This is a genomic window from Bacillus sp. THAF10 (assembly GCF_009363695.1).
Classification (GTDB): domain Bacteria; phylum Bacillota; class Bacilli; order Bacillales; family Bacillaceae_I; genus Sutcliffiella_A.
The window spans coordinates 823,285-835,757 of sequence record NZ_CP045403.1; the positions used below are offsets into that span (position 1 = coordinate 823,285).

The following is a 12,473-nucleotide window of genomic DNA, read 5'->3' on the forward strand; positions in this document are numbered from 1 at the left end:
ACCCCTGCATTTTGGAAAATTATTCTATAATCAGTAGGTTGTTGTTATAATTTTAATAGATTTATCTTAGACAGAATAAAAGGGGGAGAAGGGATGAGGAGATCTATCATTATTCTCCATGTAATTACGGGCCTTTTTGTTGTGGGATCAAGTCTGCTTGGCTACGGATTCAGTGGAATTGGGGAAGGCTCTACCAATGATGTAACTATTTTTATTTGGCTGTTTGTTTGGGGACTTGGACTAGTCGCACAATTTATGCTTAAAAACAAATGGATAGGGTTGTTCATTACTTTCATTCCAGTGGGCTACTTTCTTTACATTTATTTAGCTGCTGTCATGATGTAGTGCAAGCGTAAATCAATAAATAAAAAGCATGGAGAGGGTTCTCCTGCTACCCTCATCTTGTGAAAGTAGCGTAAGAACCGTCCCATGCTTTTTATGGAATCAGTAATATTTTCCCTGTGCTTTGTCTGCTTTCGAGTAGTTGATGTGCTTGCTGGCCATCTTTTAGTGGAAAGCAGGTGGGCCTAGGTAAAGAGATGTTTTTTTGTTGTATCCAGTTGAAAAGCTGCTTTGAACGCTCGAGCCTTTCTTGCTGAGAGGTTAGGACGTTCCATAGGTCTCCGCCGGTTAACGTTTTTGATGTATCCATTAACATACGAGGATCCACTGGTTCCGGGTCCCCTCCTGCCATGCCAAAAAAGACCACCGTTCCACCGATTTTAGTTGCCGAAAAGCTCTGAGATAGCGTTGAGCCAACAGACTCGTAAGCTACATCCACACCTTTACTATCTGTTATCTCAATCGTTTGATTTACCCAATCTTCGTGATACAAGAACACATGATCAGCACCGTTTTCCATTGCTGTGTGAGCTTTCGCCTGAGAGGAAGTAAGTCCGATTGCCGTTCCACCGAGTAGCTTAACCATTTGAACTAATAACTGTCCAACTCCCCCAGCTGCTGCATGAATGAGTACGTTGTCGCCTTCTTTAATTTTGTAGCTATCCTGCACAAGGTAGTGTGCGGTCAATCCTTGAAGTAAGCTCGAAGCGGCCTCTTCAAAGGAAATTCCAGCTGGTAATGGTATTGCTTTTTCTACTGGTACGGCAACTAATTCCGCATTCGCGAATGGAACATCTGCAAAAGCGATGCGATCTCCATTGCTATAATCCGTGACGTTTTCTCCAACTTCCACAACCACACCAGCTCCTTCATAACCTAAAATGTAAGGAGGTTTTCCTGTGAGATGGTAATTTCCTTTTCTACGATAAATATCAGCGAAATTTAGACCAATTGCTTTTGTCTGCACTAATATTTCTTCTGGTCCAATCTTTGGATTTTCTACTTCTTGATAGTGTAAAACATCTGGTCCCCCGAACGATTCGAATACAAGTGCTTTCATGTTTCCTCCAATCTTATTAACACCCAGTCAATAATGTAAATGTAGTACCTTTCTTCCGATAAGTACGGAAAGTTGATAGTATAGACAATATCATAAAAAATAGAAGCACGCATTTTTTTGCTCTATAGCTACTAAAAAGTGCTACTTTCATCTAAATAATCCTTTTTTATGTGAGCTATGTGGAAAGATAGTAAGGAATGGAGGAAGCTGGTATGTTTGTAAATTTATTATCTATTGGAATTGGCGGTGCTTTGGGAACCTTCTTCCGCTTTTTATTGAATAACTACACTTTACATGTCGGCTTTCCAGTAGGAACGATTGTGGAAAATTTATTGGGAAGTTTTTTGTTGGGTGCTATTTCAGGTTGGGTGCTTACCAACAAGATGGCAGAATGGCTCCGACTCGGCATAGGAGTTGGGCTTTGTGGGGGATTTACTACTATGTCAACTCTAGCTGCTGACAGCTTGTTTTTACATACTCATTCCTCCCTATTCAACACATTACTTTATCTACTCCTTTCCCTTTTTGGCGGTATTTCACTTGCTTTTATCGGCTTTTTATTAGGAGATAAATGGGGAAGGGTACAAGGGAAGGTGGAGTCTAAATGAACATGCTTTATCTCCTTTTTGGCGGTGGGGTTGGTGCCATCCTACGCTATTTAATAGGATTAGGCATCATGAAGAAATATCCAACACCCGCCATCCCTGTGGCTATGTTAACCGTGAACTTACTCGGGTCTTTTGGGTTGGGTTTCTTTTTTTCAATACGCTACGCTGCCCTCCCTCAGAATGCATATGAAGATCCTTTCTACCTTCTAATCGGTATCGGCTTTTTTGGAGCGTTCACGACCTTTTCTACGTTTAGTGTAGAGGCCGTGGACTTAATCAGACACAAGAAGTTTGGAAAAGCTGCTGTATATATTTTGTTGTCGATTGTCGGGAGTATTGTTTGTTTTTTGATTGGCTTTTGTAGTGGTTTGTTGGTTGTTAGGTAATTGTTTTAGTAAACAAGTTGATGTATGTGGTTGTTTATAATTTTTCACGGATTACAGGATTTCGCTCTTTTTTTGTCGAATGAAGTACGCAGAAGGAGTGGAAGCTATTGGAATTTATTTTGGAATCAGAGTTGTTTGCCAAAGCAATTGCAGATGTTAGTAGGGCGGTATCGTTAAGAACACCATTTCCAATTTTAACTGGAATAAGAATTATCGCCAATAAAGATAGTGTAGTCCTCACGGGTAGTAATTCCGATATTACAATTGAAAAAATTATTCCAACACAACAAGGCTTAGAAGTAATAAATACTGGTAGCGTTGTTGTCTCTGCAAAATACATAAGCGAAATAGTAAGGAGATTACCTGATAACATTCGTATTAAAGTAAATGAAAAGCATGTGGTTACCATTCAATCTGGGGAGATTGTTACCAAACTAAATGGATTTCGTGCCGAGGAATTTCCAAGCATCCCACAAATGAATGATGAGAAACACTTAGAAATCACGAATCATCTATTCGTAGAAGCCATGAAACAAACGGCCTTTGCCACATCAAAAAGTCAATCCAGACCTGTACTAACAGGTGTTCATTTGTCCTTCCAAGAAAATCACCTCACTATTGTTGCTACAGATTCTCATCGTTTAGCTTGGAGAAAAATTCCTGTGGATTCATCTGTAAAAGGATCATTTATTGTGCCGAGCTCGAGTCTAAATGAGCTTGCGAAACTGATGAATAATGAAGAAGAACCTATCCATATTTTCGTCTCAGAAAGTAATATTGTTTTCAAATCTGGCTATACCACCTTTTATTCTAGACTAATAGAGGGCAATTATCCCAATACCTCTTCGTTAATTCCTACAGAAGCAAAAACTACAATAACTCTAGAAACTCTCACACTTTTAAAAGGGATTGATCGCGCACGTCTGTTTTCCAGTGAACGGCAGCATAACAATGTGCAGATAACAAACGCAAGTGAGAATAAAATTATGATTTCTTCCGCATCAACAGAAATGGGAAAAATAGAGGAAAATCAAGCTATCGTCGCTTTAGAAGGAGAACCGAATTTCTCTATCAACATGGATGGAAGTTTTTTAATGGATGCACTTAAAGTAATCAAGGAAGAGATGGTGATAATAAGCATTAGTGGTTCAATGAGACCAGTCCTCATCCAACCATTGAGTAAAGCGTCTACACTCCATCTTATTTCTCCAGTTCGTTCCTAAAAAAGGGGGTTATATAAATGTATCAATACTTTCATGGCCTTGTTATCAGGGAAGGGACAGAGGGTGTTCCGGCTGGCCAAGTAGAAGCACTTTTCGTGAATGCTGGCTGGGTGAGAAATACGCCTGAGTGGCAGAAGGAGAAATTTTCGTTAATCTTTCAAAACTCCACCTGGGCATTCACAGTATGGGACGAGGACAAAATGATTGGAATGGTGAGAGTCATTTCGGATAAAATCATGGCTGCCAATATCATGGACCTAGTTATATTAACCGAGTACAGAGGAAAAGGCATTGGAAAAAAGCTTGTTGAACTTTGCGTGCAAAAGCTTCCTCACGGAGATTGGTTTGCCCACACCTCCGCTAATAATTTCGCATTCTATGAAACGTGTGGTTTCGAAGTGAAAGACCTGTCGCAAAATGGTACCTGTGCTTATTATGGGTATATTCAAGCGCGGAGGGATGGGCATAGGTAAGAAACGTTGAGTTTGAGGATATGGGTGTGTAATGGAGTGAGACCCGAATATTATACGGAAACGCAATTTCACTTGAAGGTTGTCCTCATAAAGGGTCAATGAGGACAACCCCCGTGAGAAAATCATGTTTGTTGTCTTCATACAAGGTCAATGAGGACAACCTCCGCGAGAAAAACATGTTTGTTGTCTTCATACAAGGTCAATGAGGACAACCCCCGCGAGAAAATGATGTTTGTTGTCTTCATACAAGGTCAATGAGGACAACCTCGGTGATAAAATCATGTTTGTTGTCCTGATACAAGGTCAATGAAGACAACCCCGGTGATTAAATCATGTTTGTTGTCCTCATACAAGGTCAATGAGGACAACCTCGGTGATTAAATCATGTTTGTTGTCCTCATACAAGGTCAATGAGGACAACCCCCGGGATAACATCATGTTTGTTGTCCCCATACAAGGTCAATGAGGACAACCCCCGCGAGAAAAACATGTTTGTTGTCTTCATACAAGGTCAATGAGGACAACCCCCGCGAGAAAATGATGTTTGTTGTCTTCATACAAGGTCAATGAAGACAACCTCCGTGAGACAATGATGTTTGTTGTCTTCATACAAGGTCAATGAAGACAACCTAGGTGAGAAAATGATGTTTGTTGTCTTCATACAAGGACAATGAGGACAACCTCCGCGATAACATCATGTTTGTTGTCTTCATACAAGGTCAATGAGGACAACCCCCGCCAGAAAATCACGTTCGTTGTCCCCATACAAGGTCAATGAGGACAACCCCCGTCAGAAAATCACGTTCGTTGTCCCCATACAAGGTCAATGAGGACAACCCCCGCGAGAAAATCATGTTCGTTGTCCCCATACAAGGTCAATGAAGACAACCCCCGCCAGAAAATCACGTTTGTTGTCTTCATACAAGGTCAATGAAGACAACCCCCGCCAGAAAATGATGTTTGTTGTCCCCATACAAGGTCAATGAGGACAACCCCCGAGAGAAAATGATGTTTGTTGTCCCCATACAAGCTCAATGAGGACAACCCCCGCCAGAAAATCCCGCTCGTTGTCCCCATACAAGGTCAATGAAGACAACCCCCGCCAGAAAATCACGCTCGTTGTCCCCATACAAGGTCAATGAGAACAACCCCCGCGAGAAAATCCCGTTCGTTGTCCTCATACAAGGTCAATGAGGACAACCCCACCAAAAAATCCCGTTCGTTGTCCCCATACAAGCTCCAAAAGACAACCAAACCCAGTCTTTGCTTTACTTGTTAACTCTTCTGCAATTGCTTCACATTCTCACGATGGAATGGAGATTCCATGTTTTCGTTTACGACACTAAATGGATTTCCATCTGGATCAAAGAAATCAAAAAACTGCATCCCGTTAAAATCTTCAATTTCTGAGGTTACCACTCCGTTATCCTGAAAATGCTGATAAGCAGCGTGAATGTCATCTACTAGAAAGTTAAAATAACCATTCTTCATCTTCCCTTTTACCGTAAATTCTAACGGTTGAGGGGTTTCCACTTTGACTAGCCCCATTTGAGTAGGACAGTTAGGAAAATAAAAGCCAACTCCGTCTTCCCATTCATCAATTTTTTTTACACCTAAATTTGCTTCATACCATTTTGTAGACTTTTTTAAATCCGTTACAGGGATAAAAATACTTCCAACCTTAAACATACACTCACTCCTCGTCTTGAAATCATAGGTATAACGATTATAATAATGAGAAAGTTACATAAATTTTCAATTTTTTTTGCTGGAGGAAAGAAATTGGTATTTGAAAATCTAGAAGAAACCGTTCAAAAGCTGTATAAATACTGTCTCAAGCTATCAGGTTCATCCTGGAGGGCAGAGGATCTAGTTCAAGAAACGATGTTAAAAGTATACAAACTATCAAAGGATGATCCTAAACGTCCTCTTACTTATTCCTTTCTCTACACTATTGCGAAAAACCTTTTTCTTGATGAACAAAGAAAAGCAAGGAGGATAGAGTATTTCCATGAAGAGGAAATTCGGAGTGAAGATTTCACGGAATATGATAGTTTAATAGAAATTTTGTTGACTACACTTCCCTTGAAGCAGGCAATGCTCCTCACCTTAAAGGATGTGTTCGGCTATACTACCAAAGAGATTGCCACAATGCTTCGGGTTAGCAATGAATCTATCAAAACCAGCCTCCACAGATCACGAAAAGCCCTAAAGTCCACACCTTCAGAAAAACAACCAGAACTATCTCATCCCAAAATATTACTTGGGATTTCTACTGCTATTAAAGAGGCGAACGCTAAGCAATTATTTTTTTATTATCGAATTCTAGAAGCTAATAACTACCGCGTCCGACCAGCATCTAGAAAGAAGGCATTTCATGTGGTGGATCCTAGTGGAAATGTTTTGGAAATAGCGAGATGGTGAGGTAAAATATAGGGGATAACGAAAAATGACGAGGAGGATTTGACCGTTGACTAAAACTTCTAGTCCTGTAAAGCTCCATATTGGAGGAATATTTGTCGTTGTAAACGAGATGCCCCGCGCTGTGAAATGGTACAGAGAAATTCTTGGGTTACCAGAAGATGCTTCCTTCATGCGCTCTGCCACCCCAGATATGCAAACCATCTACTCTATCCCACTTGGGAAAACCAACCTCATCTTAGATAGCATGCACCGTGACAATTTAACACCCAGCCCTAACCATCTTTTTATGCTCGATACGGATAATATCAACCAAACCTATGAATTTGTGAAAGCATTAGGTGTACACGTCCTGACAAATATTCAAGATGTCGGCGATGTGAAATTCTTCGAGGTTCTTGATTCGGAAGGAAACAAATTAATGTTTTGTGAAGAAACCGAGAAGGAGTAAGTGCGTATGAAACTAAAAACCTATGAAATTCAAAAAAAGCCAGGATACCGAGCTGTTGGACTAATGTGGGAGGGACCGTGGTCTGAAATTGGTAAGCTGAAAAGCACAATTCAAACAATGAATGAGCGTGTAGTGGAGCTAGAGCAAGCCGTAGATTCCGCAATGCAATTAGGGTTATCCTACCATACTCGACAGGATGGCTTTACCCATTATTCTGTTTACGAAGTAACCGAAGAACAAGCGATACCAGATGGAATGGTAGAACTCCGTGTTCCCGAAATGACTTATCTGGTAGTGAGTCATTTAAAGGGAGAAAATATCGGGAACACTTATCAATCTATTTCACAATGGTTGGCAGAAAGTGAGTACAAGCCATTTGTTGAGTCAGGCCGTACGTATCATGATCCATTACCAATTAAGCATGAAAGATATCCGCATAATCGAGATTTAGAAGATCCGCATTTTGAGATATGGATCCCGGTGGAAAAGAAATAAAACAAAAAAAGCCCAAGAAGCCGCTATCAGCTGACTTTTTGGGCTTTTTTTTGTTGGAACACTTGGGTTAAAACGCACTATCTGATGTTCAAACTGCATTCTTTTTCGGACGATAAAACCTTTAGAGCGAAAATAGAGTTTTGCGAGCGAAAAGCAAGATTTAAGAGCGGAAATTTCCATTTAAGAGCGAAAAGCAAGATTTAAGAGCGAAAATTTCCATTTACGAGCGAGAAGCAAGATTTAAGAGCGAAAATTTCCATTTACGAGCGAAAAGCAAGATTTAAGAGCGAAAATTTCCTTTTAAGAGCGAAAACAAAATTTTACGAGCGAAAACAGAAATTTATGACCGATTATTCAAAAATACGAGCGATATCCATAAAACGGAAAAAAAGCCAGGTTTCGAAAAATTGTGCAGGTGGAATGAAGTAACTAGTGACAAGCTATCAGCAGTCACAAATCAAAGTGAGAGGAGTTGGATCGTTATGAATCAGACTACCATGAAGGGCAAGTGGAACCAAATGAAAGGTGATGCTAAGAAGAAATGGGGAAATCTCACAGACGATGATTTGCAACAAATTGAAGGTGATCGTGATAAGCTGGTAGGTAAAATTCAGGAGCGGCATGGCAAAACAAAAGAAGAAGCTGAACGAGAAGTGGACGGCTGGATGTAGCTTCAAAATACTTATAAACAAAAAGACGGTTTTCTAGCATACCTTCGTTAACCGGAGGAAGCTAGAAAACCGTCTTTTTAATGGTACGATTGTAACCATCGGTGGCTGACTTGGGCTGACATACCTCCTTGGAAAATCCTCCTCCACCTCTGGCAATGTGGCATCTTACAAAGATTTTGCCATGTAAACCTCTCCTTCAAAAATCCTCTAAAATTCATGAAGTATAGTTTACGATTAAAAACTTTTCCATGCCGCACACCAAAAAAGTCCAGACAATACCAAAAGAATGCTAGTGATAACGCTTACAAACTAGTGGAATTACGAAATATAATGAAGCTGTAATCATCAATATCAGCCAAATAAGGGGGAGAAATGCATGAGAAAAGTAATGAAAAGTGCTTCATTATTACTAGTTGTTATGCTACTTACCGCAGTGCTTGCAGCATGTAATAGCAGCACAGGGGGAAGCGGAAATGTCAGTGTAGGAATTGTTTTACCGACAAAGGATGAACCAAGATGGGTACAGGATGAGCAACGCTTTAAAGATGCTTTAAAGGATTCCAAGTACACTACAGAAATTCTTTTTAGTCAAGGTTCTTCAGCAAAAGAAAAAGAAAACGTCGAAACACTGATTAATAAAGGAATTGATGTGCTTATTATTACTCCTCAGGATGGCGATGCTGCAGCTGCTGCAGTGGAAGCTGCAAAAAAAGAAGGAATTACAGTCATTTCCTATGACCGTTTAATAACAAATACAGATGCAGTAGATTATTATGTAACATTTGATAGTGTGGCTGTTGGAGCTGCACAAGGTCAGTACTTAATTGATAATGCAGAAGGTTCTGGAATCCCTCTTTACTTATACGCAGGGGCAGCTTCTGATAACAATGCATTCTTGTTCTTTGAAGGTGCTTGGAAAACGTTACAACCGAAAATCGCAGATGGCACGTTTAAGATTGCAAACTCTAGTGAAGCAGAAGCTTTAAAAGATACAGCAGAATTGACTCGTGACCAGATGAGTAAAATCCTAGGACAGGTTACAACTAACTGGGATCCAAATGAAGCAAAAAATAAAGCACAAACACATCTTACAGCTGTTGGAGCTGATATGAAGGGTGATGTTGCCGTGCTTGCTCCAAATGATGGGACTGCAAGATCAATTGCTGACGTTTTTGCAACAGATGGTGAAGTATCCAGCTATCTTGTAACAGGTCAAGATGCAGAAAAAGCATCCATTCAATATGTGATTGATGGAAAACAATCTATGACAGTGTTTAAAGATGTTCGCACACTTGTAAAAGATGCGATGGGTATTGCTGTGGAAATTCTAGACGGCAAAACACCTGAAACAACTGGCTCTTACGATAATGGCAAAAAAGAAGTGAAAGCAAAACAAACGAATGTAATCGTTGTGGATGAGAACAACGTGAAGCAGGAATTAATTGACTCAGAGTATTATGAAGCAAGCGAGTTTACTGGTCTATAAGTAGAATAGAGCGGAATGGTGGCTAGGAATGTGGCCACCGTTCCGTATTGTCACTGCTTTTGTTAAAGGGGGTAAAAGGATGAGCAGATATATATTGGAGATGAACGGAATCTCCAAGGAATTTACTGGAGTCAAGGCACTAAGCGATGTGAGCTTTAAAGTGGAAGAAGGAGAAATTCACTGCTTGATCGGGGAGAATGGTGCAGGGAAATCTACACTTATGAAGGTGCTGAGCGGCGTATATCCTTATGGAACTTATACCGGAGATATTGTTTTTGAGGGAAGTGTTCAGCAATTTAACAAAATCAGTGACAGTGTTCATACAGGGATTGCCATTATCTATCAAGAGCTTGCCTTATTTCCCGATCTTACAGTTTATGAGAATATTTTTGCAGGAAATGAAGTAAAGCATGGCGGTTTAATTGATTGGAACAAGACAATTGTTGAAGCAAAAAAATTGCTCTCAAAAGTTAAGCTTGATGTTCATCCAGACACGCTTGTGAAGGATTTAAGTGTTGGGAAAAGACAGCTAGTGGAAATTGCCAAAGCATTAAGCAAAGAGGTAAAGTTGCTCATTTTAGATGAACCGACAGCAGCCTTGAATGAAGACGACAGTGAAAACCTTCTAACACTATTAAAAGATTTAAAAAAGCAAGGCATTACCTGCATTATGATTTCTCATAAGCTAAAGGAAGTCATCAAAATCGCCGACAAGGCAACGGTTATTCGCGATGGAAAAACGATTTGTACCTTAAATGCAATTGATGAGGAAATTTCCGAAGCTGTCATCATTAAGAATATGGTGGGTCGTGAAATAGAAGATATTTATCCAAAGAGAGAGCATAAAAAGCATGGAGAAAAAATTCTAGAGCTTCATCACTGGTCAGCCTATGATCCACAACTGGGGAGACAGGTCGTGAAAAATGTAAATCTACACGTGAAAAAGGGAGAAATTGTTGGGATTGCTGGTCTGATGGGATCAGGTAGAACAGAGCTTGCCCTTAGTATTTTTGGGAATGCAAAGTCTTATAAGCTAGAAGGTGACATGGTTTGGAATGACAGTCTTACTTCGCTTAAGCATACTAAGGATGCGATTAAAGCAGGTATTGCCTATGTCACGGAAGACCGTAAAGATGACGGCTTGTTTCTTTTACAGGATATAAAAAGCAATATTTCAGCGGCGAATTTGAAAGGGATTTCTAACAAAGGAGTTATCAATGAAAATGAAGAGATAAAAATGGCGGAACAGTATAAAGAATCTCTTCATATAAAAGCTTCTTCTCTCGAGCAGCTTGTAGGTAACCTTAGTGGAGGAAACCAACAGAAGGTCTCTATAGGAAAGTGGCTCTTTGTTGGACCTAAGTTGCTGATTTTGGATGAACCGACCCGTGGGATTGATGTAGGTGCGAAATTCGAAATTTACACGGTGATGAATAAATTAATCGAAGCTGGTCTCAGCATTATCATGATTTCTTCTGAATTGGGAGAGGTTCTTGGGATGAGCGATCGGGTGTATGTGATGGCTCAAGGAGAAATAAAAGGAGAGCTGGACATAGAAGCAGCAAACCAGGAAAAAATTATGGAGCTTGCCACGCAATAGGGGGTTAGGGGCATGAATGTTATACAGGAAGCTAGGTCATTAATTCATGAGAATATCCGTGATTACGGAATGTATATTGCTTTATTTGTTATTATTCTTACCTTTACATTTATGACAAATGGTTTATTTATGTCTTCAAGAAATATTAGTAATCTATTAGATTCTGCAGGATATATCGCCGTTTTAGCTGTCGGAATGACACTCGTTATCGTCATTCGTCATATCGATTTATCTGTTGGATATGCTGCTGGATTTCTTGGAGCAATAGCTGCCATTTTACTTACCCAAGCGGGTTTATCAGTATGGCTGACCATTCCGATTATTCTCGTTCTTGGAGCGGTGGTTGGGCTTTTCAATGGAGTGTTGATTGCGCAAATTGGCATTCCGTCTTTTGTCGCAACGCTCGCAGGTATGTTGATTTTCCGCGGGGCCTTGCTTCAGGTTACAGAGAAAACAGGCACCATTATTATTCAGGATGATAAATTCAACGCCATCGGGAATGGCTATATTCCGTCTCTTGTAGAGGTAAATGGTCTACACTTGCTTTCCTTGCTTGTTGGGCTAGTTGGTATATTATTATATATCTATAGTGAAATTTCTACGAGAAATAACAAGATTAAGTATGAGTTTGAAGTCGTATCCAAACCGATTTTTATCCTGAAGCTTGCATTTGTTTCTGCGATTATCGCATATGTTACCTGGATTTTAGCAGGCTATAACGGCTTTTCTTGGACAGTTATCGTTATTTTACTAGTGGTTATTGTTTATCATTTCCTTACTACGAGAACCGTTCTTGGCCGCCATATTTATGCGGTGGGAAGTAATCCTGAGGCAGCGCATTTAAGCGGCATTAATGTAAAGAAAATTACCTATATCGTCTTTGGTTCGATGGGTATGCTTGCTGCGCTTTCTGGAATTTTGTTCACTGCACGTTTACAATCAGCTACTACAACAGCAGGAACGCTATTTGAATTGGATGCTATTGCTGCTGCCTACGTTGGAGGGGTATCTTCTGCAGGGGGAGTAGGGAAAGTAACTGGTGCCATCATTGGAGCCATCGTTATGGCATCTTTAAGTAACGGGATGAACCTTCTTGGAGTGGGAATTTCCTATCAATACATGATTCGTGGCGGAGTGTTGGCTGGAGCAGTAATCTTTGATGTGATGACCCGTAAAAAAAGATAAGAAAGTTGGCCAGATTCCTCGGAGTCTGGCCTTTCGTAAAGCAGCAATAAAGGATTTGAAATACAAAAGATG

Annotated in this window: 14 protein-coding genes; 12 read left to right on the top strand and 2 right to left on the bottom strand. The window is 40.2% G+C overall.

Going from position 1 to position 12,473, the window contains the following annotated elements; genetic code table 11:
- Nucleotides 1-93 precede the first annotated feature (93 nt).
- Complete coding sequence (locus FIU87_RS04375; RefSeq protein ID WP_152443464.1) at nt 94-345, top strand: hypothetical protein; 252 nt, start codon at nt 94-96, stop codon at nt 343-345.
- A 91-nt stretch (nt 346-436) separates the two neighbouring features.
- On the opposite strand, the gene FIU87_RS04380 is transcribed toward FIU87_RS04375, so the two are convergent.
- Nucleotides 437-1,402, bottom strand: coding sequence for a quinone oxidoreductase family protein (locus tag FIU87_RS04380; protein ID WP_152443465.1), 966 nt, complete (start codon nt 1,400-1,402; stop codon nt 437-439).
- Between the two features lie 212 nt (nt 1,403-1,614).
- Between FIU87_RS04380 and FIU87_RS04385 the strand changes: the two genes are divergently transcribed.
- From FIU87_RS04385 to FIU87_RS04400, 4 genes are all read left to right on the top strand, one after another.
- Nucleotides 1,615-2,010 (top strand): fluoride efflux transporter FluC, encoded by a 396-nt coding sequence (locus FIU87_RS04385; RefSeq protein WP_152443466.1) that lies wholly within the window; start codon nt 1,615-1,617, stop codon nt 2,008-2,010.
- The gene (gene crcB / locus FIU87_RS04390; RefSeq protein ID WP_152443467.1) at nt 2,007-2,396 is read left to right on the top strand and encodes a fluoride efflux transporter CrcB; all 390 of its coding nucleotides are present in this window, start codon (nt 2,007-2,009) and stop codon (nt 2,394-2,396) included. Before FIU87_RS04385 ends, crcB begins: the two co-directional genes overlap by 4 nt.
- Nucleotides 2,397-2,503: 107 nt before the next feature.
- A complete protein-coding gene (gene dnaN, locus FIU87_RS04395) occupies nt 2,504-3,619 on the top strand; it encodes a DNA polymerase III subunit beta (protein WP_152443468.1) in 1,116 nt (371 codons plus the stop codon).
- Between the two features lie 17 nt (nt 3,620-3,636).
- A complete protein-coding gene (locus FIU87_RS04400) occupies nt 3,637-4,092 on the top strand; it encodes a GNAT family N-acetyltransferase (RefSeq protein ID WP_152443469.1) in 456 nt (151 codons plus the stop codon).
- 1,275 nt (nt 4,093-5,367) lie between these two features.
- Here the strand turns inward: FIU87_RS04400 and FIU87_RS04405 are convergent.
- The gene (locus FIU87_RS04405; protein WP_152443470.1) at nt 5,368-5,781 is read right to left on the bottom strand and encodes a VOC family protein; all 414 of its coding nucleotides are present in this window, start codon (nt 5,779-5,781) and stop codon (nt 5,368-5,370) included.
- Nucleotides 5,782-5,874: 93 nt separating this feature from the next.
- Here FIU87_RS04405 and FIU87_RS04410 point away from each other — a divergent pair, with 93 nt between their 5' ends.
- The 7 genes from FIU87_RS04410 (at nt 5,875) to FIU87_RS04440 (ending at nt 12,401) form a co-directional block, all read left to right on the top strand.
- Nucleotides 5,875-6,516, top strand: a complete 642-nt coding sequence (locus FIU87_RS04410) for an RNA polymerase sigma factor (protein ID WP_152443471.1) — start codon at nt 5,875-5,877, stop codon at nt 6,514-6,516.
- Nucleotides 6,517-6,562: 46 nt separating this feature from the next.
- Nucleotides 6,563-6,964, top strand: a complete 402-nt coding sequence (locus FIU87_RS04415) for a VOC family protein (RefSeq protein ID WP_152443472.1) — start codon at nt 6,563-6,565, stop codon at nt 6,962-6,964.
- A 6-nt stretch (nt 6,965-6,970) separates the two neighbouring features.
- Complete coding sequence (locus tag FIU87_RS04420) at nt 6,971-7,459, top strand: GyrI-like domain-containing protein (protein ID WP_152443473.1); 489 nt, start codon at nt 6,971-6,973, stop codon at nt 7,457-7,459.
- A 482-nt stretch (nt 7,460-7,941) separates the two neighbouring features.
- Nucleotides 7,942-8,130: a CsbD family protein gene (locus FIU87_RS04425; protein WP_152443474.1), complete on the top strand. Its 189-nt coding sequence runs from the start codon at nt 7,942-7,944 to the stop codon at nt 8,128-8,130.
- Between the two features lie 376 nt (nt 8,131-8,506).
- The gene (locus FIU87_RS04430; RefSeq protein ID WP_152443475.1) at nt 8,507-9,616 is read left to right on the top strand and encodes a sugar ABC transporter substrate-binding protein; all 1,110 of its coding nucleotides are present in this window, start codon (nt 8,507-8,509) and stop codon (nt 9,614-9,616) included.
- Nucleotides 9,617-9,695: 79 nt separating this feature from the next.
- On the top strand, nt 9,696-11,216 hold the full coding sequence (locus tag FIU87_RS04435; RefSeq protein WP_152443476.1) for a sugar ABC transporter ATP-binding protein: 1,521 nt from the start codon (nt 9,696-9,698) through the stop codon (nt 11,214-11,216).
- Between the two features lie 12 nt (nt 11,217-11,228).
- Nucleotides 11,229-12,401 (top strand): sugar ABC transporter permease, encoded by a 1,173-nt coding sequence (locus tag FIU87_RS04440; RefSeq protein WP_152443477.1) that lies wholly within the window; start codon nt 11,229-11,231, stop codon nt 12,399-12,401.
- The last annotated feature ends 72 nt before the right edge of the window (nt 12,402-12,473 follow it).

Coding starts and splice junctions, on each gene's coding strand:
- FIU87_RS04375 (WP_152443464.1), top strand. CDS start 94: ATGAGGAGATCTATCATTATTCTCCATGTAATTACGGGCCTTTTTGTT.
- FIU87_RS04380 (WP_152443465.1), bottom strand. CDS start 1,402: ATGAAAGCACTTGTATTCGAATCGTTCGGGGGACCAGATGTTTTACAC.
- FIU87_RS04385 (WP_152443466.1), top strand. CDS start 1,615: ATGTTTGTAAATTTATTATCTATTGGAATTGGCGGTGCTTTGGGAACC.
- crcB (WP_152443467.1), top strand. CDS start 2,007: ATGAACATGCTTTATCTCCTTTTTGGCGGTGGGGTTGGTGCCATCCTA.
- FIU87_RS04400 (WP_152443469.1), top strand. CDS start 3,637: ATGTATCAATACTTTCATGGCCTTGTTATCAGGGAAGGGACAGAGGGT.
- FIU87_RS04405 (WP_152443470.1), bottom strand. CDS start 5,781: ATGTTTAAGGTTGGAAGTATTTTTATCCCTGTAACGGATTTAAAAAAG.
- FIU87_RS04420 (WP_152443473.1), top strand. CDS start 6,971: ATGAAACTAAAAACCTATGAAATTCAAAAAAAGCCAGGATACCGAGCT.
- FIU87_RS04425 (WP_152443474.1), top strand. CDS start 7,942: ATGAATCAGACTACCATGAAGGGCAAGTGGAACCAAATGAAAGGTGAT.
- FIU87_RS04430 (WP_152443475.1), top strand. CDS start 8,507: ATGAGAAAAGTAATGAAAAGTGCTTCATTATTACTAGTTGTTATGCTA.
- FIU87_RS04435 (WP_152443476.1), top strand. CDS start 9,696: ATGAGCAGATATATATTGGAGATGAACGGAATCTCCAAGGAATTTACT.
- FIU87_RS04440 (WP_152443477.1), top strand. CDS start 11,229: ATGAATGTTATACAGGAAGCTAGGTCATTAATTCATGAGAATATCCGT.